The following is a 25,598-nucleotide window of genomic DNA, read 5'->3' as shown; positions in this document are numbered from 1 at the left end:
CGAATGAGGTGCTGGATATGGATAGCAAGGAAACAACATTCAATGTTCAACTTGACCCCAAGGCCATTTTGGATAAGAATTTTAAAAAGGTCATGCGCGGTGACGATCCCGACGAGGTCGATGAATTTCTCGATCAAATCATCAAGGATTACGAGAATTATAACGCCGAGCTGGATCGCCAAAGTGAGGAAAATGCCCGTTTGCGCAGTCGCGTTGACGAGCTGACCAAGCAGTTATCCGTTTCGAAGAACGTGGCCGCGGCCACCCCGCAGCAGCCGAATGCCACTGCGACGAACTACGACATTTTGAAGCGGCTATCCAACCTGGAGCGTCACGTCTTTGGCAGCAAGTTGTCTGATGGCGGCCAAAGCACCCACGACGACCAATCTGGAATCGATCAGTACTAAATTTGTGAATTCATTTGCAGTTCTCGAGTAATCGCGCCAGGCTGATGTCTGGTGAGGAAAGTCCATGCCCGCCCAAGCTGCGATGCTTGGAGTGTTCGCGTCAGGCCCAATAAGCCTGAGTACCGTTTTACGGTAACGGCGACCCAAAGCGCTAAGGCTTCGGCTATGCGTGAGTCGGTCTGAAAAGTGCCACAGAGACGATGCTGACGGGAAACCGTCAGCTTGGAACGGGTAAACCCCGCGAGCGAGTAACCCAAACTTTGGTAGGGGCGCAAGGCCTAGGAAATTGAACCGATGGCCCTAACAGCGAAAGCTGAGATAGATGATTACTGAAGGCACCTTGGCCTGACTTGGTGCTGGAACAAAACATGGCTTATAGAGGACTGCAAACAGGCGCGGCTCGGGGTTTCCCCGGGCTGTTTTTTGTATGGTGCGAAGGGTTCGCGCGCTTAGCTAGGCTGGATGCTCCATCGTTGAGAACCCGAAGCCCGATTAATGGTGCGAAGGCCTGGCGCCGTTTAGCCCGATGACCAGACGATCAAGGCATTGCCGTGTTCGTTTCCGGTGACACAGCCCCTTTTCTGGGGTAACATTGAAGCGACAGAAAAGGAGACTATTATGCAATATAAATTACTGGCCACCATGGCTTCCGGACTGGAAGCATTGACCGCCCGCGAGATTCGCGACTTGGGCTTTGACGAGCAGACTGACAACGGCAAGGTGTATTTTCAAGGCGACGAAAAAGCCATTGCGAAGGCCAACGTGTGGCTGCGTACCGCCGACCGCGTGAAGATCATTGTCGGCCAATTCACGGCCACGACCTTTGACGAGTTGTTCGAAGGCGTCAAGGCACTGCCTTGGGATCAGTACCTGCCACTGGACGCGGCCTTCCCAGTCGAAGGCCGCAGTGTGCGCTCGAAGTTGCACTCCGAGCCTGACGTGCAGGCAATCACGAAAAAGGCCATTGTCGATAAGCTGGCCACGGTGTATCACCGGCGCGGACGGCTGGCGGAAACCGGCAAAACGTATCCGCTTGAGGTCTCGATTCTCCGTGACGTCGCGACGCTGACCATCGACACCACCGGCCCCAGCTTGTTCAAACGCGGCTACCGGATCGCCAAAGGGGAGGCGCCGCTAAAAGAGAACTTCGCGGCCGCGCTGGTGATGCTGACGAATTGGCACCCGGACATGCCCTTTGTTGACCCGACCACTGGTTCTGGCACAATTCCGATTGAAACCGCGCTGTGGGGCTTAAACATTGCCCCTGGGCTGCAGCGGCATTTTGCGTTCGAGAATTTTGCCTTCATGGCTCCGCAGGTGCTTCAGGATGTGAAGGACGAGGCGCTGGATGCAGCCGACTTTGACCGCGAGCTCGACATTCAGGGCTTTGATTTGGACCCGAAAATGATCGAGATCGCGCAGGAAAATGCCAAGCAAGCCGGGCTGGGCCAGACAATTCGATTCAAGCAGCTCGCCGTCAAAGACAATCGGCTGGACAACGACCAACACGGGGTGCTGGTCTCGAATCCGCCATATGGGAAACGACTGGGTGAGCTTGACGCCGCCCGCACGCTTTACCGCGAGATGGGGCAAGTTTACGGCGACCTGACTAACTGGAGCCGCTACATTCTGACCGCGGACCTCGAATTTGAAAAAGCGTTCGGGCACAAGGCCACAAAGCGGCGCAAGCTATACAACGGGACAATTCGCACGGATTACTTCCAGTTCTGGGCGCAGCGGCGCCACTAAGGAGTGGTAGCATGAACATTTTAACTTTGTACGGCCTGCCGGATAGTGCGGCTGATGACTTTGCTGAGCACCCGGACTGGCATGTCATTTCCAAGGCTGCTTTTACCTCTGCTCAGGCCGAAAGCATCGATGTGATCCTGGGCTGGGACGCGGTCGGCGCTGAGCTGATTGCCGGGCCGAATCACGTTAAATTCGTTCAGGCCATGTCAGCTGGCGTCGATTACCTGCCACTGACGCAGTTCCAGCAGCAAGGCATTCAGCTGGCCAACACCAGCGGCATTCATGCTGAGCCCATTGCCGAGTCAACGCTGGCGATGATTCTTGCCTTTGCGCGCGGACTAGTGCCTGCTGCGCGGCAGTGGGACAATGAAGCAAGGCGGCCTTCGATGTGGCTACCAGCCGGCAAAACGGCGGTGATTTTTGGCACGGGCCACATCGGCCGGGCCATCGCCCGCCGGCTCAACCAGCAGGGAATGACTGTCTGGGGAATTAGCCGCCACGGCAACGCCGCCGAAGGGTTCGCGAAGGTCGGTACCGATGAGCAGGCTGCTTCGTTTGCGGAAAATGCGGATGTGCTGATCAACGTCATGCCGCTGACTGGCGCCACACAGCACTTTTTCAACGCTGGTTTCTTCAACGGCCTCAAGCAGGCCCCGCTGTTTGTTAACGTCGGGCGCGGTCAGACTGTGGACACCGTGGCGCTGCGCAATGCGCTCCACGCCGGCCGCCTCTCAGGGGCGGCGCTGGACGTCTTCGAGCAAGAGCCGCTACCGGGCACCGATTCGCTCTGGCAGGAGCCGTGCGTGCTGATCACGCCACATATTTCGGGCACCGTCCCGCACTTGCGCGAGGCGGTTTACCAAATTTTTAAACCGAACCTCGAGGCCTTAGCCGCCACGGGTCAGATTGTCAAAAATCGCGTTGACTTGACCGCTGGCTACTGATTTTTGACCGGATAACGCGTATACTGAAAGCGTTATCAAAAGCACCCAAAAGGAGGTTCTTGCTCATGGCGCAACGCACCACTGAGATTATTAGCTTACTGGAGGACGCATTACTGACCAAACGCAAGGTGTCGATTCACACCATCGACAAAAAGGTCTTGAAGGGGATCATCTCGGAGATTCACCCCGCCACGGTGAAGCCGTATCAGGAACGCAGCACGGTGATCATCGAAACCACCAAAGGGGCGAAACGGCTACAGGAATACGCGATCACCAAGATCGCCTGGGCCTGAGCCCTGCGGCACGACGTTCAATGTCGTGCCTTTTTTTTGCCTTATTGGTGCAGAACGGTGGTAAGGGGAATGTATGGGTGAAAACCCTTGCGGCTTGCGCTATAATTAGCATTACATTAAACGCTGGTGAGAGCCAGCGAAGGGAGCGACAGGAACATGGCAGAAGCACGATACCAAGACGACTTGTACGAGTCAGTCAATGGCGAATGGGAAAAAACGGCGGAAATCGCGCCAGACAAAACGGCGACTGGGGGCTTTAATGACCTCGCAGACGACGTTGAGGCCAAGTTAATGGCCGATTTTGCGGCGGTCAGTGACGGCAGTAAAAAGGCGCCGGATGCCTACTTTGCGGAGGCCGTTAAGCTTTACGACAAGGCGAAGGACTTCACTGCGCGCGACAAGGCGGGGATTAAGCCGGCTCTGGACCGCCTAGTACCACTGAATGACACCTCTGATATTGCGGCGTTCAACGCCAAAGCCGCTGACCTGTCAGCGTCGTTGTTCCCAATGCCGTTTGAAACGGATGCGGAACCCGACCTGAAGGATACCAGCGTGAATAAGATCACGCTGACTGGTCCTTCGACCATTTTGCCTGACGTGCCTTACTACGCTGAAGATAACCAGCAGGGCCAGGCGCTGCTCAAGGTCTGGGCCGACATGGTCAAGGAAATTTTGGCGCAAACGGACCTTTCTGCCGGCGACCAAGAGACTTACCTGAACGATGCGTTGGCGTTTGACCGCGAACTCGCCAAGCACGTCAAGACGCGCGAGGAATGGGCGGACTACCCGAAAGCTTACAACCCGCAATCCTTCCAGGAAGTGGCCGATCAGCTAGGAGACTTTGATTTGGCGCGCTTTGCCAAGGACGCGTGGCCGGCAGTGCCGGAAACCATTATTGTTGGCGATCCGCGCTTTTTGAAGGAGTTCACGCAGCTGTTCTCCGCCGCGACTTTTGAGCGTTACAAGCACTGGGCCTATGTCTCCGACTTGGTTTCCAACACCGGGTACCTGAGCGAAGACCTGCGCCAGCTCGGGGGTAAGTTTGGCCGCGCTTTGTCAGGCAATCCCGAAGCGCCTAAGCAAATCAAGCACGCCTACCGACTGGCCAACCGGGTCTTCTCGGAACCGGTCGGTATCTACTACGGCCGCACGTACTTCGGCGAAGCAGCCAAGCAGGACGTGACCCAGCTGGTCAAAAACATGATCGCGACTTACAAGCGCCGCCTGGCGCACTCCGACTGGCTCAGTCAGTCCACCAAGGACAAGGCCATCGTCAAGCTCGACAAAATGGTCCTGAAAATGGGCTACCCGGAGCGCCCGAACGAAGTGTACGACCGCATGCACGTGCAGGAAGACCAAGGCCTGCTGGAAAACGTGATCCAGCTTGCCGAGGCCCGGCATGCCTTCAACGTTGAGCAGCTGACCAAGCCGGTCGACCGCAACGTCTGGAACATGCCAGGCCACCTGGTCAACGCCAGTTACGATCCGTCGCGCAATGACATCACGTTCCCGGCAGCGATCCTGCAGGCGCCGTTCTACTCCCTGAAGCAGACCGCCAGCGAAAATTACGGGGGGATCGGCGCGGTCATCGCCCACGAGATCTCACACGGGTTTGATAACAACGGGGCCCAGTTTGACGAGTACGGCAACATGACGAACTGGTGGCAGGAAGCCGACTACGCGCACTTCAAGGAACTGACCCAGCAGATGATCGACGAGTTCGATGGAATCGAAACGCCGGCCGGCAAGGTCAACGGCAAGCAGATTGTCTCCGAAAACATCGCCGATGCGGGTGGCTTGGCCGCCGCACTGGAAACCGCGCAGAATCAGCCGGACGCTGACCTCAAGGCCTTCTTCACCAACTGGGCCCGGGTCTGGCGTCAGAAGTCTCGGCCGGAGTACGCCAAGTTTATCCTGTCGATTGATGTGCACGCCCCAAACAAGTTGCGCGCCAATGTGCAACCGCAAAACCTCGACGAATTTTACACGACCTTCGATGTTAAACCAGGCGACGGGATGTACACCGCACCGGAAAAGCGGGTCCACATTTGGTAACCGAAAAGATATTGGCGCAATATTCGCGTCTGGAAACGGTCCGGCTGACGCTGCGGCCGTTTTTGCTGTCTGATGCCGAGGCCCTGCTGGAGAATGGTCGCGATCCACGCGCCAATCAGTGGTCGTTGCGGTTCGCCGACCTGAGCGCCGCCGAGGCCAACATTCGCCGCTACTGGTTGGGCCAACCGGCGGGCAAGTGGGTGATCGAACAAGACGGCGTGTTCCTGGGTGCGGTCGAGTGTCACCTGCATCAAGATATCGAGGCGGTGGAAATTGGCTACTTGCTGCTGCCCAAGTACTGGGGGCAGGGGGTTGCGACTGAGGCGGCCCGCGCGTGATGCAGCTGGCGTTCGGCCCGCTCGAGGCGCAATCCGTCCTGATCGGCTGCGATGAGTCCAATCAGCAGTCTGCCAGTGTCGCACGGCGGTTAGGGCTGCACTTAGCCTGGCTGGTCTTTTCCGCACACCAAGATGCGGAGACCTGGTGGGTGCGCTACCGATAACGGCTTGCCAATTCCAGCCACTTGGCTCACAGTAGAAATGACAGCTTCGCCTGCCAAAGAAAGTATTGGAGGTCAATCATGCAAGCTTTTCGCTTAAATAATCAAACAGATCTGCGTTTTGGACCGCTCAAGGAAGCGGACCTGAAAGCGGCCGTCAGTCAGTTCGGCGACCGTGTGCTCTTCGTTTACGGTGGCCATTCAATTAAGGCCAGCGGGCTCTACGACCGCGTCATCAAGGCGCTCTCCGGCCTGCACGTGACGGAACTGCCAGGCATCGCACCTAATCCTAAGATCGATTCCGTGCGCGCCGGCCAGAAGCTGGCGAAGGCCAACAATATTCAGGTGATTCTGGCCGTCGGTGGCGGCTCGGTCATTGACGCGTCCAAAGTAATCGGCGAGGCTGCGAACTACGACGGTGACCCGTGGGACATCGTGCGCGACAGTGAGTTGGGCAAAAACACCCCGCAGCTGCCGATTGTCGATGTCGTGACCCTGGCCGCGACCGGCACTGAAATGAACATCAACGCAGTGATCTCAAACCCTGAGACCAAACAGAAGCTGGGCGCTCGCAGCAGTCGCACGCCGGCCGTTTCCTTCATGGATCCGACCCTGACCTTCACGGTTCCGGCGCGGCAAACGGCGGCGGGCGCCATGGATATTTTCAGCACCTGTGCGAGCAGTACTTTGACCGCGAGCCCGATAATGATGCCACCAAAGGCATGATCGAAGGCCTGCTGCGCAGCGTGATCAAGTGGGCGCCGGTCGCCATCAAGCACCCCGATTCATTGCCCGCTCGTCAGAACCTGATGTGGACCGCGACCGCCGCGCTGAACGGGGAAATGGGCGCCGGCAACCGCAACGGCTGGTCGTGCCACCCGATGGAGCACGAGCTTTCCGCCTACTACGACATCACGCACGGCGTCGGGCTGGGCATTTTGACGCCGCGCTGGATGCATTATGTCCTGACGACCGATCCCACGACCACCGCGCTGTTTGCGCGGTTCGGCCGCAACGTCTGGCACCTGACCGATGCCGAAGACGAAGACCTGGCAGGGCACGCCATTGCCAAAACGCTGGCCTGGATCACCAGCCTGGGCTTTGGCATGACGCTCCCAGAAGTCGGCATCCCCGATGACAAGAACTTCGCTCCAATGGCTCAGGCCGCGGCCAAGCGGTTGGGTAATGCTTATCTGCCACTGGACGAAGCGGCAGTCACCGCCATTTACCAAGCCAGCATGACGCCTGGTCTGGCTTAGCCCATAAAAATAGCGCTGATCGCCGCGAAGCGATCAGCGCTATTTGTTTGGCCTAGAACTTGTAATCGTCGTCGCTCATGGCTTCCACTTGGCCCAGCCGGTAGCCGTTGCCGACCTGAGAGAAGAAGTCGTGGTTTGAGGTCGACGTTGAGATCCCGTTCATGACGATCGGGTTGACGTCTTCAGCAGTATCCGGGAACAAGGGGTCCTGACCGAGGTTCATCAGCGCCTTGTTGGCGTTGTAGCGCAGGAAGGTGAGGACTTCGTCAGTCCAGTCGGTCTTGGCGTACAGGTCGTTCGTGTAACCTTCCTCATTGGCGTAAAGGTCGTACAGCAAATCGTACATCCAATCCTTCATCTTGCCTTGCTCGTCTTCTGAGAGCTCGTTGAAGCCGAGCTGGAACTTGTAGCCGATGTAGGTCCCGTGAACGGACTCATCGCGAATGATCAGCTTGATGATCTCGGCGACGTTGGTCAACTTGTTGTTGCCCAAGTAGTATAGCGGGGTGAAGAAGCCGGAGTAGAACAGGAAGGTTTCTAGGAACACCGACGCCACTTTTTTTCTCCAGCGGCGAACCGTTGTGGTAAATGTCGTTGATCTTGTTCGCCTTGTACTGCAAGTGCTTATTGGAGTTGGTCCACTCAAAAATCTCGTCAATTTCCGCCGGCGTGTTCAGCGTGGAGAAAATCGTCGAGTAGGACTTCGCGTGCACGGACTCCATGAACTGAATGTTGTTCAGCACGGCCCGTTCCTGCTGGGTGCGGATGTTATCCATCAGGCTGCGCATGCCGTCCTGGCTCTGCAGGGTGTCCAGCAGGGTCAGCCCGCCGAAGACGTGCCCGACGACCCACTGTTCGTCATGACCCAGCGTGCGCCAATCATCCAAGTCGTTTGAAACCGGAATCCGGGTGTCCAGCCAAAACTGTTCAGTCAGCTTCTCCCAGGTCGCCTTGTCGATCTGGTCTTCAATGTCGTTCCAATTGATCGCAATGTACTGCTTTTCAGCCATTTTGCCACTCCTTAAAATTGTTTGCCGCAAGACCCGCAAAAGGCAGGGCCAAGCCCTGCCCGCTGCAGTTTAGATCGAGCAAGATTCGCAAGCGTTTGAGCCGATTTCTTCCTGGTCATCCGTGTAAGTGCGGATGTAGTAAATCGATTTAATCCCCTTGTGGTGCGCATAGTTGCGCAGGATGTTCAGGTCGCGGGTGGTCATCTTGTTGGTGCGACCTTTCTTCCACGGGTACATGCCTTCTGGAATCGTGGAGCGCATGAACAGGGTGAGGGACATGCTTTGGTCAACGTGCTGCTGAGCCTCGGCGTAAACATCGATTTCCTTGCGCATGTCGATGTCATAAGCGCTCTTGTAGTAGGGCATCGTGTCGTTCGAGAGGCCGGGGGCCGGGTAGTAAATCGTCCCGATCTTCTTTTCCTGGCGGTCCTCAATGCGGTTAACGATCGGCTGCAGGGAGGCGCTGGTGTCGTTGATGTAAGAAATCGAGCCGTTCGGGGCCACGGCGAGGCGGTTCTGGTGGTACAAGCCGTCCTTCATCACTGCGGCTTTCAGATCAGCCCAATCCTGCTGAGTCGGGATCTTGACGTCCTTAAACAGTGCCTGCACCTTCTCGGTTTTCGGGGCCCAGGTCTGGTCGATGTATTTGTCGAAGTAGGAGCCATCGGCGTACTTGCTGGCCTTGAAGTTGTGGAACGTCTCGCCGCGCTCGGCGGCAATCTTGTTTGAGGCCTTCAGGGTGTAGTAGTTGAGCAGCAGGAAGTAAATGTTGGTGAAGTCCAGCGACTCCTCATCCCCGTACTGCATGTGGTTCAGGGCAAAGTAAGTGTGCAGGCCCATCGCGCCCAGACCGATGGAGTGGGCCAAGTGGTTGCCGTGCTGAACCGACGGCACGACATCGATGTTGCTGCTGTCGGTGACGTAGGTCAACGCCCGCACCATCGCCTCAACGCTCTTGCCGAAGTCCTTGCTCTTCATCAGGTTGGGAATGTTGGTCGAGCCCAGGTTGCAGGAAACATCCGTGCCCATCACGTCGTATTCCTGCTTGTTGTTAATCACGCTCGGGGTTTGGACCTGCATGATCTCGGAGCACAGGTTGGACATGATGATTTTACCGGCGATCGGGCTGGCATCGTTCGCCGTGTCGATGTTCACAATGTACGGGTAACCGGATTCCTGCTGCAACTTGGAGATTTCGTTTTCAAGGTCGCGCGCCTTGATCTTGTACTTCTTGATCTTGGGATTGGCGACCATGTTGTCGTACTCCTTGCTGATGTCGACATAGGAGAACGGCTGACCGTACTCGCGCTCGACAGAGTAAGGGGAAAACAGGTACATGTCGGCATCCGCGGCGACCAGTTCGTAGTACTTGTCCGGCACAATCACGCCGAGGCTCAGGGTCTTAACGCGATACTTTTCGTCCGCATTTTCCTTCTTGGCGCCCAGGAAGCTGATGATGTCCGGATGGAAGACGTTCAGGTAAACGACCCCGGCCCCTTGGCGCTGGCCCAGTTGGTTGGAGTAGGAAAAACTGTCTTCCAGCAGCTTCATGACTGGCAACACGCCGCTGGCGGCGCCTTCGATGCCCTTGATCGGGCCCCGGCTTCACGCAGGTTCGACAGCGTCAAGCCGACCCCGCCGCCGATGCGAGACAGCTCCAAGGCGGAGTTGACGGCGCGACCGATCGAGTTCATGTCATCGCTGATCTGAAGCAGAAAACAGGAAACCAGCTCACCGCGGCGCTGACGGCCGGCATTGAGAAACGATGGCGTCGCCGGCTGGTAGCGCTGGTGGATCATTTCGTCGGCGATCGCCATGGCGAGGGCCTCGTTGCCGTCCGCGAAATACAAGGCATTAGAAAAGACCCGGTCCTTGAAGTCTTCCAGGTAGTACTGGTTGTCGTCAGTCTTCAGCGCATACTGCGCGTAGAACTTATAGGCCGCCATAAAAGACTTGAAGTGGAACCCGGCGTGGCTCAGAAAAGTGTTGAGTTTTTCCAAGAAAGCGGGACTGTATTTATCGAGCATCGCCTTTTCGTAATAGTTGTGCTTGACGAGGTAATCCAACCGCGCCTGAAGCGAGTCAAAGTGCTTGGTGTTGGGGTCAACGTTTTCTTTTAAAAATGCCGCGAGCGCCTGCTTGTCCTTGGCCAACGGGATCTGACCGTCAACTGGAATGTTGATCTCGTTATTCAAGGCGTAGTAGGAAACGTCCTCTGGTTTTAATGTGCTTAATGCCATAATGTCACCACTTTCACAAAGTTAGGGAGATGAAAAAAGCTGGCCGATTAGCCAGCCAGCTGCTTCAGTGCTTCCGGCCGAAAGCCGTAGAAGGATTTCACGCCGTCGGCCTCAAGTACCGGCACTGCCTGGAAGCCTTGGTCCTTCAAGTAGCTGATGTATTGGGGCTCTTCGTTGATGTTGTGTTCAGTGAACTGAATGTTGTGGCTCCGCAGGTAATTTTTCGTCATGCGGCACTGCGGGCAGCCGTTCTTGGTAAACAAAGTAATGTTACTCATGCTGATCACTCTTTCTTGTTATCTTATGGGACTATCATACTCAATGTTGGGGGTGGGGTCAAGCAAAAACACCACATCTTGTGGCCGACGACGATCGTTGGCTCAAGGTGTGGTGCTAAAGGTTTTGTACGTCTAGTATACCCCGGCTGTCCACGTAAAAACAATACTTGGACACTGCTTTTTTTTGTAAGTTTCCTCAGGCTCAGCCAATGACCTATAATGAAGATGAAGGCATCGGAGGTGAAAACATGAATGATGATAAGAAGGCGGACCAAGCGGCGGCGGTCGACATGATCGACGGCCTCATTGATTACGCCAGCAAGCACGGGGTCAAAAGCGACGACTTGGCCAAGACGTTGATCGACGCCACGCAAAACGGATTGGACGGCGTCGATGCCTTGTTCAAGGATGGCGGTCTGGAGCGGCAAAGCGTTGAGGACCTCGCCACCGGCTACTTGGTCGATCGTTATCACCTGGAAGGCGACGAGCTCAAGGCGCGCCATGACGACATGGTCAAAGCAGCCTTGGAAACCCTGCGCAAGCATCCCGAAAGCTTTGATAAATGGGTCAAATAAAAACAGTTCGCATCCGGCGGACTGTTTTTTTTAACTCATAGAATTGGCGACAACAGCCGCGAGAAGTACTGCTTGAACCGCAGCCAGTGCCCTTGCTCTTTGATCAGTGCCGGCGTCAGCAGTTGACTGTGCGTCACATCCTCGTCAAACGCCGCCGTCAGTTGCTGGGCGATCTTGGCGTCGTAAATGAACGCATTCACTTCAAAATTCAGCTTGAACGACCGAATATCGAAGTTGGCCGAGCCCACACTGGCGATCGCATCATCGATCACCAAGGTCTTGGCGTGCAGGAACCCGTTTTGGTAGTGGTAAATCTTGATCCCGTAGCGGCTCAGGTAATTGGCGTAGTACTGCGTGGCACGGAAAATGAAGGGTGATCCGGCATGTCCGGGACCATGACCTGCACGTCGATGCCTGCTAGCGCTGCCGTGATCAAAGCGTCCATCGCGGTATCGTCCGGAATGAGGTAAGGCGTCTGCAGCCGGATCGACTTGGTCGCGCTGGCAATCATTTTCACGTAGCCGTACTTGATCTGCTGCGCCGAAGAATCCGGCCCGCTGGCCACGATCTGCATGGGGGCTTCTCCCAGGTGAATGTGGCGCGTGGCCAGGTTCTCAGGCGATAGCGGGGCCACATCGATGGCGTAAGGCTCAGCCTGGTCATCCGGGACAGTGGCGTTCCAGTCCATCAGGAACTGGACCTTCAGGGCGTAAACCGTGTTGCCGCGAATGCGCAGGTGGGTATCGCGCCAGAACCCGAACTTCTTCTTGCGCGACACGTACTGGTCACCGACGTTGAACCCACCGATGTAGCCGATGGCATCGTCGATCACGACGATTTTGCGGTGCAGCCGATAGTTCAGACGAAAATCGGTGATCAGGTGCTGCGAGGAGAAGTAGGCCTCAACTTTGGCCCCGGTGGCTAAAAGCGGCGCCCAAAATTTCTTGTTCGCCCCAATCGAGCCCCAGGCGTCGTACAGCACCTTGACCGCCACGCCTTGCTTGGCCTTTTTGATCAGCAGATCTCGAAACTGGTTGCCCAGCTCGTCGTTATAGAAGGTGTAGTACTCGACAAACACGTGGTCCTTGGCGGCCTCAATGTCTTTAAACAACTGGGCGAATTTTTTTTGGCCGTCGAAAAACAGGTCGACCGAGTTATCGCCGAGGACCGGGGCGCTGGCCGTGTTGAGAAACAGCGTGGTCAACTCCTTGGCCGCCGTGGAGGACACTGCAGCAGGCAGCAGGCGGCCATGGGTGTTCGCGTGCTTTTGCATCGCGACAAACGCCTTGGTCCCACGCCGGTACTCGGTTTGAATCGCGTGCACTTTTTTTTGGTCGACAGGCCGCGGCCGGCAAACAGGTATATCCCAAACCCGATCACCGGCAGAAAAATCAGCACCAACAGCCAGGCCCAGGTCGTGGAAATATCGCGCACCGACCGGAGCACCGTAAAAATCGCCGCAATGGTGTTGAGTAGGAGTACCAGTAAAATAATGATCGTGAGTAAAGACATAAGACACCGCCTGTCATCGAATTTTTGTCGCTGGACCGGTGTAACAACGTAGAGCGCTGGCAAATCACGTCAATAATCCCGGGGCGGCTATCACTAGGCATTTTGCCACGCGCCGAGGCTTAGCACAAGGCACCTAGTTTCATTATATAGAAGCCACAGTCAAAGCGCCCAGCCGGCACGCTTATTGCGCTGCCGCCTCTGCCTCGTGCAGGCCCTGCTGCGCCAGCATGTGGGCGCCGCGGTTTTTATGGTCAGGAAGCCACTGCCACAAGACCAGCGGGAATTGCTTGGTCAAAGTGACCAATTCTGTGACATAATCACCGTAGTGCTTGGCGTAGGACTTATCCAGCGCCTCGATCACCAGCTTGGAATCGCTGTAAAAAGTCACCGGGCCGGTCAGCCCGAGAGCCAGCAGGCGCTTGAAGCCGGCAATGGCGGCCTCGAACTCGGCCTGGTGGTTGCTCATTTCGGCAAGTGGCAGGTGGGTCTGGTCCTGATGGCCTTCCGCGATGATCAAGATCCCGATTCCGCCGAGACCGATATTGCCTTTTGTCGCTGCATCTGTGTATAGTTTATTCATCGTTCTCCTTAAGGAAGTGTGTGTGTGAAAAACCGATTTTACGTTCAACCGGACTGGCTCGATTTTACCATGTTTTGGGCGTTCATTATGATTGGCGTGAGCTTGGCGGTGATTTTACAAATGGAACTCATCGGCTATGGACCGGTCAGTCTGCCCGCCACGCTGCTGTTAGTGCTTGTTTTGGCACTGGCGGTCGTGCAAGTGCGGCGGTCACGTTTGACGATTTCATCGGGCCGCATCACGCTGCGCCGCCTGATTCCCGGCAACTCGCTGGAAATTTCACCAGCAGACGTGACCCATGTGGCGTGGACCAAGCGCGCTTGCACGCTGACGACCCGGTCTTACGGTAAAATTACGTTTATTCACCTTGGCAAGAGTGGTGCACTCAAACAGGCGTTGGCAGCAGTGCTGCCAGAAAGGGGTTAGCCGTGTCAGATATCGATATTGCGCAGGCAAACGAACAAAGCGAAATGAAGCCGATTCAGGAAATCGGGTCAATGGTCGGGCTCTCGCCGGACGAGCTGGAACCATACGGCCGCAGCAAGGCGAAACTCACGCTTGCGGCCATTAAGCGGCTCAAAAGCAAACCGCTGGGTAAGCTGGTCCTTGTGACGTCGATCAATCCCACGCCGGCTGGTGAAGGCAAGTCGACGGTGACCATCGGTCTGGGGGACGCGCTGCGGCTGCGCAAGCAAAACGCGGTGATCGCCCTGCGTGAGCCATCGCTGGGCCCCGTCATGGGCATGAAAGGCGGGGCGACAGGCGGCGGCTACTCCCAAGTGGTCCCGATGGAAGACATCAACTTGCACTTCACAGGGGACATGCACGCGCTGACGACCGCCGTCGACACGCTGGCGGCACTGATCGACAACCACCTGCAGCAGGGCAACCAGCTGAACTTGGACCCCCGCCGCATTCAGTGGCGGCGGGTGCTTGACATCAACGACCGCGCGCTTCGTCACGTCACCATCGGGCTGGGCGGCACCACGTCCGGGGTCCGCGGGAAACCGAGTTTGACATCACCGTGGCCAGCGAACTGATGGCGATTCTTTGTCTGGCGGACAGTCTGGGCGATTTGAAGCGCCGCATCGCGAAAATTGTTATCGGCTACACCTACGACCGCAAGCCGGTCACCGTGGCGGACTTGGGCGTGACCGGCGCCATCGCCATGCTGCTGAAAGACGCCGTCAAGCCCAACCTTGTGCAAACGCTGGCGCACACGCCGGCGCTGATTCACGGCGGCCCGTTTGCCAACATCGCGCACGGTTGCAATTCGATCATCGCGACCCGCGCGGCGCTTGAAATGGGCGACATTGCACTGACCGAGGCCGGCTTTGGCGCAGACTGGGCGGTGAAAAGTTTATGGACATCACCGCCCCGGCGTTGGGCAAAACCCCGGATGCGGTCGTCATCGTTGCCACCGTCCGCGCCCTTAAGTACAACGGCGGGCAGAAACTTGCTGACCTGAAGGCGGAAAATCTCGCCGCGCTGGAAAGCGGTTTTGCCAATCTGAAGCGCCACATTCACAACATGAAGCGCTACGGGGTGCCGGTGATTGTCGGCATCAATGAATTCACGTCTGACACGCCGGCCGAGATCAAACTCCTGGTCGAGCTTTGTGAGCAGGAAGGCACCACTGCCATTCCGGCCGACGTTTGGGGCAAAGGCGGCCAGGGCGGCCTGGCGCTGGCCGATGCGCTGCTGGAGGCCCTCAAGCAGCCGGCTAACTTCCAGCCGCTTTACGCCAATACCGATGCAGTCAAAGATAAGATCAACACGATTGTCACCCAAATATACGGCGGCGCCAGTGTCGACTATGATCACAAGGCGGAGTTGGCGCTGCGGACCATCGCCAAAAACGGCTGGGCTGACCTGCCGATCTGCATGGCCAAGACCCAGTACAGTTTTTCCGATAACGCCAAGGCGCTGGGCGCGCCATCTGGCTTCACCATCAACGTCCGCGACGTGACCCCGCGGCTCGGCGCCGGGTTCCTGGTCGTCATGACCGGAACCGTGCTGACCATGCCGGGACTGCCGAAACAGCCGGCGGCGCTCAACATGGACGTCTCAGACGACGGCGTGATCACAGGATTGTTCTAACAAGGAGAAAATATGGGTTTATATTTATTGCTGGCGGCCGGGTTGGTCGTGGTCGATCAACTGGTCAAGGCGTGGGTGGTTGCCCACATCGCTGTGGGGGAAACCGTGGCGTTTCTGCCAGGGCTTGCGCTGACTCACCTGCAAAATGACGGTGCCGCGTTTTCGATCCTGCGCGGTCAGCAGTGGTTCTTTTACCTGATCACGGTGGTGTCGCTGATCGTGGTTTACTGGCTGTGGCGAGACGCCGGCACCAGCCGGTTCTACAAACTTTCGCTGGCGCTGATCCTCGCTGGCACCATTGGCAACTTCATCGACCGCGTGCGGTTTGGGTCCGTCACGGACATGTTTGAGACGACGTTCATGAACTTCGCCATTTTCAACGTGGCCGATGCGTGCCTGACCGTTGGGGTCATCATGGTCGTCATCTACCTGCTGTTCATGGATGGAAAAGGGGAACAATCACGCTAGAATTGACCATCACGACGGAAACCGGGCGGTTGGACAAAGTGATCGCCGATCATTTTCCGGATATCTCCCGGTCGCAAGCCCAAAAATGGCTGGCTGCTGGGCTGGTGACCCTGGGCGGCAAGGCAGTGAAAGGCAAGGAAAAGGTCGCACCAGGGACGTGATCCGGCTTGATCCGCCCAAGCCCAAGCCGCTGGAAGCTGTGCCGCAGGACATCCCCCTTGACATCATCTACGAAGATGACCAGGTCATAGTCGTCAACAAGCCGCAGGGAATGGTCGTGCACCCCGCACCGGGCCATCCGGATGGCACACTGGTCAACGGCCTGCTTTACCACACCAGTTTTCCCGGCATTAACGACGTACTGCGGCCGGGGATCGTGCACCGCATCGACAAGGACACTAGCGGCCTTTTGATGGTCGCCAAAACCGCCCAGGCGCAAGTCAGCCTGTCCGCACAGCTAAAGGCCAAAACCACCAAACGCGAGTACTGGGCCATCGTACATGGAGCCTTTCGCCAGACCAGCGGCACCATCGATGCGCCGCTGGCTCGCGACCCCAAGGACCGCAAGCGCCAGGCGATTGTCCCAGGCGGCCGCCACGCGGTGACCCATTACCAGGTGCTGGAGCAGTTTCCCCACTACGCGCTGATTAAGTGCGTGCTCGAAACCGGGCGCACTCATCAGATCCGGGTCCACATGGCCTCGATCCACCACCCGCTGGCCGGCGATCCGCTGTACGGGCCGCGGGTCACACTGCCTGGCGCGGGCCAGTTCCTGCACGCGCGCACGCTGGGCTTCGTCCATCCGACGACCGGCAAATTCATGGAATTTTCCGTTGAGCCGCCGGTGCTGTTTCAAAAAAAACTTTGGCGGATCTGCGGGCTGGCATTGACAAGACAAGACGCGTTCGCTAGACTAAGAACAACTTGATAAAGCACCTTTAACTAAGTCCAGAGAGGCTTGGAAGGGCACGTGTTTGCTGCGGCAAACGAAATTTTCGGCTGAAAGCCGCCTTCTATACCCGAACTGGATATGGCAGGCGGCTTTTTCGTGCAGAAAAGGAGATCATTATGGCAAAACAAGTAGTGGATGCAGTGACCATGCAGCGCGCACTGACGCGTATCTCATACGAGATCATTGAGCAGAACAAGGATCTGTCCGACCTGGTGATTGTGGGGATCAAGACCCGCGGCGTGTACTTGGCGAACCGGATCGCCGCGCGCCTGAATCAACTGGAGAACTTGGATGTGCCGGTCGGCGATCTCGACATTCGCCTGTACCGCGATGATGTGCACACCGCCGACTACCGGATGCAGCCCGACGTGAAGGGCTCAGACCTGCCGGTTTCGATCACCAACAAGCACGTCATCCTGGTCGACGACGTCATTTTCACCGGCCGCACGATTCGCGCTGCCCTGGACGCCTTGATGGATCAGGGCCGGCCGCGTCAGATCAGCCTGGCGGTCCTAGTCGATCGCGGCCACCGCGAGCTGCCGATCCGGCCCGATTTTGTCGGTAAAAACATTCCGACTTCCCGGCACGAGGAAATTAACGTGCAGGTGAAGGAAATTGACGGGCAAGATGGCATCAGCATCGCCCAGCTGGAGGCGTAGCATGAAGGAATTTCATGATGATGACGCGGTTTTAGACATTCACGATAAACCTGGCTTCGGTCAGTGGGTGGGCCTTTCCATCCAGCACTTATTCGCCATGTTCGGCTCCACCGTGCTGGTGCCGATCCTGGTCGGCCTTGATCCCAGCATTGCGCTGTTTTCCAGCGGGGTCGGGACGCTGATCTACATCCTGATCACGCGCGGCAAGATTCCGGCCTACATGGGTTCCAGTTTTTCCTTTATCGTCGTGATGGAGTCGCTGATGAAGACCACCGGCTATCCGGGCATCGCGCAAGGGACCATCGCCGTCGGGTGCGTGTACCTGATTGTCGCGTTGATCGTCAACTTCGCGGGCTCGGCGTGGATCGACAAGGCACTGCCGCCGATCGTGGTTGGCCCAATCGTCATGGTCATCGGCCTGAGTCTGGCCGGCACCGCTGCCACTGATGCGACCATGCGCGCCGTGTCTGCTACCAAGAGTGTGTACGACATCCGCTACTTTGCGGTGGCCATGCTGACTTTGGCCTTCACGATCATCTACAACATGTACTTGAAAAAGTTCATCAGCCTGCTGCCGATCCTCTTGGGCCTGATTACGGGCTACATCATTGCGCTGATGTTCGGCATCGTCGACTTCACGCCGGTCATGCAGGCCAAGTGGTTCTCACTGCCGGCGTTCCAGATTCCGTTTGTCAACTACCAGCCGAAATTTTACTGGGGCGCGGTGCTCTCCATGGCGCCAATCGCCTTCGTCACGATGACCGAGCACATGGGGCACATCATGGTGCTGGACGAAATGACCCACCGCAATTTCTTCAAGGATCCCGGCCTGAACCACACGCTGGCCGGGGACGGCACGGCGTCGATCATCGCCGGTTTTGTTGGCGGCCCGCCTGTCACCTCGTACGGTGAAAACATCGGGGTTATGGCCATGACCAAAGTCCACAGTGTCTACGTGCTGGCCGGCGCCGGGATGTTCGCGGTACTCTTCGCCTTCATCGGCAAGCTGAGCGCCTTGATCCGCACAATTCCCAGCCCGGTTATCGGCGGGATCTCCTTCCTGCTGTTCGGCGTCATCGCCAGCAACGGGCTCAAGGTCCTGATCGACAACAAGGTCGATTTTAATAAGAAACGCAACCTCATGATCGGCTCGACTATCCTGGTCATCGGGATCGGCAACGCAGCCTGCAATTCGCCGGCTACACCTTCTCGGGCCTGGCTATCGCCACCGTGATCGGCATTTTGTTAAATTTCATTCTGCCGCAACAAGCAGCCAACGAGGAGGAGCCAGTCGATGCTAAAAAAAACTTTGAGCACTTTGTCTCAGAAACCCAAGTGACGCCCGAAATTGCCGAAGACCTGATCGATCGGGCCGAGGCCTTCAAGCAAGGCGCCAAGCCGGAAGTCGCGACCCCGTACTATGCGGCCAATCTATTCTTTGAAAACAGCACGCGCACGCACACCAGCTTTGAAATGGCCGAGCGCAAACTGGGCATGACCGTGATCCCGTTTGATCCGGTTCACAGCTCCGTCACCAAGGGCGAAAGCCTGGAGGACACGCTGCGGGCGCTGGCCGCGATCGGCATTCAGGTCGCCGTGATCCGCCACTCTCAGGATAACTACTATCAGCCGCTGATCGAGGCCAATGTGCCGCTGCACATTGTCAACGCCGGCGACGGCGCGGGGCAGCATCCCAGCCAAATGATGCTGGACCTCATGACGATTCGCGAGGAGTTCGGGCACTTCAAGGGCCTGCACGTCGCATCGTCGGTGACCTGGTGCACTCGCGGGTGGCACGCTCCGATATGGCCATGCTCACTCAGCTGGGCGCCACGGTCAGCTTTTCCGGGCCCAAGAGCTGGTACACCAAGGACTTCCAGCAGTATGGTGACTACGTGCCGCTGGACGACCTGATCCCCCAGGTCGACGTCTTGATGCTGCTGCGGGTCCAGCTGGAGCGGCTGACGGCGGCGGAGAAGACCGAATTTTCCGCCGAGTCTTACCATGAACGCTTCGGCATCAATCAGGCGCGTTACGACCGCATGAAGCCGGGCGCCATTATCATGCACCCGGCGCCGGTCAACCGCGGTGTTGAGCTGGCTTCCGACTTGGTCCTGGCTGACCGCTCGCGGATCTTTAAGCAGATGCACAACGGCGTCTTCATGCGGATGGCAATGCTGGAACTGGTTTGCGGCAAGTAGGAGGGCATTATGCATACACTGATTAAAAACGCCAAGGTGATGGGCCCACAGTCCTTCACCGGGGACATCCTGATCGCAGACGGCAAAATCAGCGCACTTGGGCGGCACCTTTTTGCGCCCGCCGACGCCACGATCATCGACGCCAAAAACAACGCGGTGCTGCCCGGCCTGGTCGATGTGCACGTGCATTTTCGCGAACCTGGCTTCGATCAAAAGGAAACCATCAAGACTGGGGCTGCCGCGGCGGCACACGGCGGCTTCACCACCGTGGTGGCCATGCCCAACCTGGACCCGGTGCCGGACAACGTCATTGACCTGCGCCAGCTGATCAAGAAAAATCACAGCGACGCGAAAATTCACGTTGAACAGTTTGCCGCCATCACGAAGGGGTTACACTCCAATGACGTCGCGGACTACCAGGCGCTAAAGGACGCTGGCGCGCTGGGCTTTTCCAACGACGGGGTCGGTATTCAGGACGCTGCCACGATGTACCAGGCCATGCAGGCGGCCGCCCGCGTTGACGCGCCGATAGTTGCCCACATTCAGGACGACGGGCTGATGGCCGGCGGCGTGATCAGCACCGGCACTAAGGCCCAAGCCTTTGGGCTGCCGGGCATTAACCACGTCAGCGAATCCGCGCAGTTGGCCCGCGACCTGACCCTGGCCGAAGCGACCGGTGTGCACTACCACGCCTGCCACGTCTCGACCAAGCAAAGCGTTGAGCTGATCCGCGACGCCAAGGCCCGCGGCGTCAACGTCACCGCTGAGGCCACGCCGCACCACCTGCTGCTGGACTACGAACACATCCCAGCAAACGATCCGAATTACAAAATGAACCCGCCGCTGCGGGCGGAAATGGACCGGCTGGCGCTGCTCGATGGGCTGGAAGACGGCACCATCGACATGATTGCCACCGACCACGCACCGCACACGGCTGAGGACAAGGCGGGAGACTTCAGCACTGCCGCGTTTGGTATCGTTGGCAGCGAGACTGCCTTTGCCCTGCTTTACACCAGTCTGGTCAAAAGCGGCCGCTTCACGCTGGATCAGCTGATTCAGTGGATGAGCACCAACCCGGCCAAAGCGTTTGGCCTGCCGGCCGGTACCATTGGCATTGGCCAACCGGCGACCTGACCATCATCGATTTGAACAAGCAGTACAAGATCGATGCGAACACGTGGCTGTCGAAGGGGAAGAACAGTCCGTTCATCGGCCGCGAAGTGTCTGGACAGGTCCTTTACACGCTGGCCGATGGGCAGATCGCATACGAGGAGGAGAACAAGTGAAACGCTATTTGATCCTTGAAGACGGCTCGGTTTTCCCCGGTGAGGGGTTTGGGGCCGAAACCGTCACTACCGGCGAAATCGTGTTTAACACAGGCATGAGCGGCTATCAGGAAACCATCACCGACCAAAGTTATAACGGGCAGATCATCACGTTCACGTACCCGCTGATCGGCAACGCCGGCATTAACCGAGACGATTACGAAAGCATCAACCGACCGCTAAGGGCGTCGTCGTGCACGAGACCGCGCGGGTGACCGGAAACTGGCGGGCGCAAATGACGCTGGATGAATTCCTCCGCCGCAAGCACATCCCCGGCATCTCCGGCATTGACACGCGAGCCTTGACCAAGCGCCTGCGCGAAGCTGGGACCATGAAGGCCAGCATCGTCGACGCAGCTGATGAGCACGCATTCGATCAGCTGCGGGCACTGGTGCTGCCGAAGAACCAGGTCAGCCAGGTCGCCACGACTCAGGCCTACCCGGCGCCAGGCACCGGCAAGAACATTGTGGTAGTGGATTTTGGCCTTAAACACAGCATCCTGCGGGAGCTGTCCAAGCGTGAGTGCAACGTCACTGTGGTGCCGCCGACCATCACTGCTGGTGAGATTCTGGAGCTGAACCCGGACGGCGTCATGCTGACCAACGGCCCTGGCGATCCCAAGGACGTGCCTGGCGCCTTGGACATGATTCGCGGCGTGGAAGGGCACATTCCGATGTTTGGCATCTGCCTGGGTCACCAGCTCTTCGCCTTGGCGAACGGCGCCGACACCTTCAAGATGAAGTACGGCCACCGCGGCTTCAACCACCCGGTACGCGAAATTGCCACCGGCCGGATCGATTTCACGAGCCAGAACCACGGCTACGCGGTCGCGCGGGATTCTATCGATCCGGATCAGCTGCTGATCACGCATGAGGAAATCAACGATCACACCGTCGAAGGCCTGCGCCACCGGCTGTATCCAGCCTTTTCGGTGCAATTTCACCCGGACGCCGCACCTGGTCCGCATGACGCGGACCACTTATTCGACGAATTCATGGAAATGATGGACGCCTTTTCGGCCAACAAAGGAGCGAGCCATGCCTAAACGTACTGATATTCACAAAATTCTAGTCATCGGGTCGGGCCCGATCATCATCGGCCAGGCTGCCGAATTCGATTACTCGGGCACCCAGGCATGTCTGGCGCTGCGCGAGGAAGGTTACGAAGTCGTGCTGGTCAATTCCAACCCGGCGACAATCATGACCGACAAGGAAATCGCCGACAAAGTTTACATTGAGCCGCTGACCACCGAGTTCGTCAGCCAAATCCTGCGCAAGGAACTGCCGGACGCCATTCTGCCGACCATCGGCGGGCAAATCGGCCTCAACCTGGCCATGGAGCTCGCCAATTCAGGCATTCTGGATGAGCTGCACATCGAACTCCTGGGCACGAAACTCAGCGCTATCGATCAGGCCGAGGACCGCGAGCTGTTCAAGAATCTGATGCAAAAACTGCACCAGCCGATCCCCGAATCTGCCATTGCGCACAACTTTGACGAGGCGAAGGCGTTCGCCGAAAAAAAATCGGCTATCCGGTCATCATCCGGCCGGCCTTCACCATGGGCGGTACCGGTGGCGGCATTGCCAAAACCGAGGACGAGCTGCGTACCATCACGGAAAATGGCTCAACCTCAGCCCAGTGACCCAGGTGCTGGTCGAGCGGTCGATCGCCGGCTTCAAGGAAATCGAATTTGAAGTCATGCGCGATGCCGCGGACAACGCAATTGTCGTCTGCAACATGGAGAACTTCGACCCGGTCGGCGTGCACACAGGCGATTCGGTCGTCTTTGCCCCGGTCCAGACCCTGACGGACAAGGAAGTGCAGATGCTGCGTGACGCGTCGCTGAAAATCATCCGGGCGCTGAAGATCGAAGGCGGCTGCAACGTGCAGCTCGCGCTTGATCCGAACTCCTTCAAATATTATGTGATCGAAGTCAATCCGCGGGTGTCGCGTTCGTCGGCGCTGGCTTCCAAAGCCACTGGCTACCCAATTGCCAAAATGGCCGCCAAGATCGCGGTCGGCCTGCACTTGGATGAAATCAAGAATCCTATTACAGACGCCACTTACGCCGAGTTCGAGCCGATGCTGGATTACGTCGTCGCCAAGATCCCGCGGTTCCCGTTTGACAAGTTTGAACACGGGGACCGCACCCTGGGGACGCAAATGAAGGCCACCGGCGAGGTGATGGCGATTGGTCGCAATATCGAGGAGTCGCTGCTCAAGGCAGTGCGCGGGCTGGAAGTCGGCGCCACTCACTTGGAGCTTGCGGCAGCCAAGAAGCTAACGGATCAGGAGCTGACGGACCTCATCGTCACGCCGACGGATATGCGGCTGTTCTACCTGGCCGAAGCCTTTCGCCGGCACTTCACGCTGGAAGAGCTGGCCGAGCTGTCGCACATCAACGTCTTCTTCTTGGATAAGATCAAGCACATTATCGAAATTGAAGACGCGCTGAAGGCGCACCCCGGCGACTTGGAAACACTGCGCGTGGCCAAGCGCAATGGGTTTGCCGATCAGGAGGTTGCCAAGCTCTGGGGCCAGACCATGGATGAGGTCCGGGACCTGCGGCGGGCCAATGACCTGACGCCGGTGTACAAAATGGTCGACACCTGCGCCGGCGAGTTTGCCTCCACCACACCGTACTTTTACAGCACCTATGAAACCGAGAACGAAAGCAGCAAGAGTGGACGCAAGAGTGTCCTCGTGCTCGGGTCCGGCCCGATTCGCATCGGTCAGGGCGTCGAGTTCGATTACGCGACGGTCCACTCCGTCAAGGCAATTCAAAAAGCCGGGTACGAGGCCATCATCATGAACTCCAACCCCGAAACGGTCTCCACCGACTTCTCGATTTCCGACAAGCTGTACTTTGAACCGCTGACCATCGAGGACGTCCTGAACGTGATCGATTTGGAACAGCCGATGGGCGTCATCGTGCAGTTCGGCGGGCAAACCGCCATCAACTTGGCGCGCCGCTGGCAGCGCATGGCGTCAAGATTCTTGGCACCAGTCTGGACGACCTCGACGCCGCCGAGGACCGCGATCGGTTCGACGAGATCATCACCAAGCTGAACATTCCTCAGCCAGTGGGGGACACGGCCACCGACAAGACCGGGGCTCTCGCCATTGGCGAAAAAAATTGGCTACCCAGTCCTGGTCCGCCCAAGCTACGTGCTGGGCGGCCGGGCGATGGAAATCGTGCACTCGTCTGCGGAACTGGCAGATTACATTGACCGCGCGGTGTCGGTTTCTAACGACCACCCGGTTCTCATCGACCAGTACCTAGTCGGCAAAGAGTGTGAAGTCGATGCCATCTGCGACGGCGACACAGTCGTCATTCCAGGCATCATGGAACACATTGAGCGCGCCGGCGTCCACAGCGGCGACTCCATGGCGGTTTACCCGCCGCAGGACTTCAGCCAGGAGATTCAGGGCGAGATCGAGCGCTACACCATTGATCTGGCTCACGAGCTGCACTGCATCGGCATTATGAACATTCAGTTCATTGTGCACGAAGGCCAGGTTTACGTGATTGAAGTCAATCCGCGCGCGAGCCGCACCGTGCCATTTTTGAGCAAGGTCACCGACATTTCCATGGCGCAGCTGGCCACTCAGGCCATTTTGGGCACCAAGCTGGCCACGCTGGGCTTCAAGAACGGCCTACAGCCGCTGCGGTCGGGCGTGCACGTCAAGGCGCCTGTGTTCAGCTTCTCCAAGCTCAATAACGTGGACAGCACGCTGGGGCCGGAAATGAAGTCGACCGGTGAGGTCATGGGCTCGGACAGCACACTGGAAAAAGCGCTGTACAAGGCCTTTGAAGCCAGCCACACGCACCTGCCGGACCATGGCATTGCGCTGTTCACGGTGGCTGACCCAGACAAGCCCGAGGCCGTGGCACTGGCCAAGCGTTTCCGCGAAGTTGGTTACCAAATCGACGCGACTGTCGGCACCGCGCAGGCGCTGCGCGCAGCCGGGGTGCGGACCAACGTGATCGCCAAGCTCGGCGAAAGCGGTGAGGACGCAATTCTGGATGCCATCTCAGACCGCAAACTCCAGCTGGTGATCAACACCACCAGTCAGGACAAGGCCACCACCAGTGACGGCTACCGGATCCGGCAGGCGGCAATCATGCATGGCGTGCCGCTGATGACCAGCCTTGATACGGCCCGCGCCATCGTGCAAGTGCTGGAATCCCGCGCTTTCACGACCAAACCTTTGTAGGAGGAAACATGGCACCCATCATTGCACTGGATTTTCCCACCCTTGAAGACACCACCGGCTTCTTGAAACGCTTCGAAGGCGGTGAACCGCTGACTGTCAAAATTGGCATGGAACTCTTTTATGCCGCAGGGCCGGCAGCCATCAAGGCCGTTCGGCAGGCCCATCCCGTCGAGATTTTTCTCGACCTGAAACTGCACGACATCCCGCACACGGTCGAGCGGGCGGCGTATCAGCTCGGCCGGCCTGGGTGTGCAGCTCACCACGGCGCACGCGG

General features: G+C 57.8%; 13 protein-coding genes, 1 other RNA gene and 12 pseudogenes. 21 read left to right on the top strand and 5 right to left on the bottom strand.

The window, feature by feature from the left end; genetic code table 11:
• Positions 1–17 precede the first annotated feature (17 nt).
• From gpsB to JCM13995_RS03620, 9 genes and pseudogenes are all read left to right on the top strand, one after another.
• Positions 18–407, top strand: coding sequence for a cell division regulator GpsB (gene gpsB, locus JCM13995_RS03650; protein WP_054662572.1), 390 nt, complete (start codon positions 18–20; stop codon positions 405–407).
• Positions 408–426: 19 nt separating this feature from the next.
• An RNA gene (gene rnpB, locus JCM13995_RS13625) (RNase P RNA component class B) lies at positions 427–788 on the top strand.
• Between the two features lie 237 nt (positions 789–1,025).
• Positions 1,026–2,156, top strand: a complete 1,131-nt coding sequence (locus tag JCM13995_RS03645) for a THUMP domain-containing class I SAM-dependent RNA methyltransferase (RefSeq protein ID WP_054662568.1) — start codon at positions 1,026–1,028, stop codon at positions 2,154–2,156.
• An 11-nt stretch (positions 2,157–2,167) separates the two neighbouring features.
• Positions 2,168–3,100 carry an NAD(P)-dependent oxidoreductase gene (locus JCM13995_RS03640; protein ID WP_082397700.1) on the top strand — a complete coding sequence of 311 codons (933 nt, stop codon included), beginning with the start codon at positions 2,168–2,170 and terminating at the stop codon, positions 3,098–3,100.
• A 65-nt stretch (positions 3,101–3,165) separates the two neighbouring features.
• Complete coding sequence (locus JCM13995_RS03635) at positions 3,166–3,393, top strand: hypothetical protein (RefSeq protein WP_054662565.1); 228 nt, start codon at positions 3,166–3,168, stop codon at positions 3,391–3,393.
• A gap of 156 nt (positions 3,394–3,549) precedes the next feature.
• Entirely contained in the window at positions 3,550–5,448 is a 1,899-nt protein-coding gene (locus JCM13995_RS03630) for a M13 family metallopeptidase (protein ID WP_054662562.1), read from the top strand.
• 11 nt (positions 5,449–5,459) lie between these two features.
• Entirely contained in the window at positions 5,460–5,786 is a 327-nt protein-coding gene (locus JCM13995_RS03625) for a GNAT family N-acetyltransferase (RefSeq protein WP_162230899.1), read from the top strand.
• Positions 5,783–5,950 (top strand): hypothetical protein, encoded by a 168-nt coding sequence (locus tag JCM13995_RS14280; protein WP_156314305.1) that lies wholly within the window; start codon positions 5,783–5,785, stop codon positions 5,948–5,950. Before JCM13995_RS03625 ends, JCM13995_RS14280 begins: the two co-directional genes overlap by 4 nt.
• A gap of 78 nt (positions 5,951–6,028) precedes the next feature.
• Positions 6,029–7,206, top strand: a pseudogene (locus tag JCM13995_RS03620) (iron-containing alcohol dehydrogenase).
• A gap of 52 nt (positions 7,207–7,258) precedes the next feature.
• On the opposite strand, the pseudogene nrdF reads toward JCM13995_RS03620, so the two are convergent.
• From nrdF to nrdH, 3 genes and pseudogenes are all read right to left on the bottom strand, one after another.
• A pseudogene (gene nrdF / locus JCM13995_RS03615) lies at positions 7,259–8,216 on the bottom strand (class 1b ribonucleoside-diphosphate reductase subunit beta).
• A 69-nt stretch (positions 8,217–8,285) separates the two neighbouring features.
• Positions 8,286–10,456 (bottom strand): annotated as a pseudogene (nrdE, locus tag JCM13995_RS03610) (class 1b ribonucleoside-diphosphate reductase subunit alpha).
• A gap of 47 nt (positions 10,457–10,503) precedes the next feature.
• Positions 10,504–10,734 (bottom strand): glutaredoxin-like protein NrdH, encoded by a 231-nt coding sequence (nrdH, locus tag JCM13995_RS03605; RefSeq protein ID WP_054662556.1) that lies wholly within the window; start codon positions 10,732–10,734, stop codon positions 10,504–10,506.
• A gap of 248 nt (positions 10,735–10,982) precedes the next feature.
• Here nrdH and JCM13995_RS03600 point away from each other — a divergent pair, with 248 nt between their 5' ends.
• Positions 10,983–11,309 carry a hypothetical protein gene (locus JCM13995_RS03600; RefSeq protein ID WP_054662553.1) on the top strand — a complete coding sequence of 109 codons (327 nt, stop codon included), beginning with the start codon at positions 10,983–10,985 and terminating at the stop codon, positions 11,307–11,309.
• A 35-nt stretch (positions 11,310–11,344) separates the two neighbouring features.
• On the opposite strand, the pseudogene cls reads toward JCM13995_RS03600, so the two are convergent.
• Positions 11,345–12,821, bottom strand: a pseudogene (gene cls, locus JCM13995_RS03595) (cardiolipin synthase).
• 181 nt (positions 12,822–13,002) lie between these two features.
• Positions 13,003–13,401, bottom strand: a complete 399-nt coding sequence (locus JCM13995_RS03590) for a reverse transcriptase-like protein (RefSeq protein WP_054662550.1) — start codon at positions 13,399–13,401, stop codon at positions 13,003–13,005.
• Positions 13,402–13,425: 24 nt separating this feature from the next.
• On the opposite strand from JCM13995_RS03590, the gene JCM13995_RS03585 reads away from it, so the two are divergent.
• From JCM13995_RS03585 to JCM13995_RS03535, 11 genes and pseudogenes are all read left to right on the top strand, one after another.
• Entirely contained in the window at positions 13,426–13,827 is a 402-nt protein-coding gene (locus JCM13995_RS03585; RefSeq protein ID WP_054662547.1) for an EbsA family protein, read from the top strand.
• A gap of 2 nt (positions 13,828–13,829) precedes the next feature.
• Positions 13,830–15,501: pseudogene (locus tag JCM13995_RS03580) on the top strand (formate--tetrahydrofolate ligase).
• A gap of 12 nt (positions 15,502–15,513) precedes the next feature.
• The gene (gene lspA / locus JCM13995_RS03575) at positions 15,514–15,969 is read left to right on the top strand and encodes a signal peptidase II (RefSeq protein WP_054662544.1); all 456 of its coding nucleotides are present in this window, start codon (positions 15,514–15,516) and stop codon (positions 15,967–15,969) included.
• Positions 15,960–16,881: pseudogene (locus JCM13995_RS03570) on the top strand (RluA family pseudouridine synthase). Before lspA ends, JCM13995_RS03570 begins: the two are co-directional and overlap by 10 nt.
• Before the next feature lie 150 nt (positions 16,882–17,031).
• Positions 17,032–17,580: a bifunctional pyr operon transcriptional regulator/uracil phosphoribosyltransferase PyrR gene (gene pyrR / locus JCM13995_RS03565; RefSeq protein ID WP_156314304.1), complete on the top strand. Its 549-nt coding sequence runs from the start codon at positions 17,032–17,034 to the stop codon at positions 17,578–17,580.
• A gap of 1 nt (position 17,581) precedes the next feature.
• Positions 17,582–18,888, top strand: a pseudogene (locus JCM13995_RS14860) (uracil-xanthine permease family protein); the annotation flags it as partial.
• Positions 18,889–18,915: 27 nt separating this feature from the next.
• Positions 18,916–19,781, top strand: a pseudogene (locus JCM13995_RS14855) (aspartate carbamoyltransferase catalytic subunit).
• Positions 19,782–19,790: 9 nt separating this feature from the next.
• Positions 19,791–21,067: pseudogene (gene pyrC, locus JCM13995_RS03550) on the top strand (dihydroorotase).
• A pseudogene (locus JCM13995_RS03545) lies at positions 21,064–22,151 on the top strand (carbamoyl phosphate synthase small subunit). Before pyrC ends, JCM13995_RS03545 begins: the two co-directional pseudogenes overlap by 4 nt.
• Positions 22,144–25,324, top strand: a pseudogene (carB, locus tag JCM13995_RS03540) (carbamoyl-phosphate synthase large subunit). Before JCM13995_RS03545 ends, carB begins: the two co-directional pseudogenes overlap by 8 nt.
• Positions 25,325–25,332: 8 nt before the next feature.
• Positions 25,333–25,598, top strand: a pseudogene (locus tag JCM13995_RS03535) (orotidine 5'-phosphate decarboxylase / HUMPS family protein); the annotation flags it as partial.

This window comes from Lacticaseibacillus camelliae DSM 22697 = JCM 13995, assembly GCF_001311195.1.
GTDB classification, from domain to species: domain Bacteria; phylum Bacillota; class Bacilli; order Lactobacillales; family Lactobacillaceae; genus Lacticaseibacillus; species Lacticaseibacillus camelliae.
This window is presented reverse-complemented; position numbering and strand designations above follow the sequence as displayed.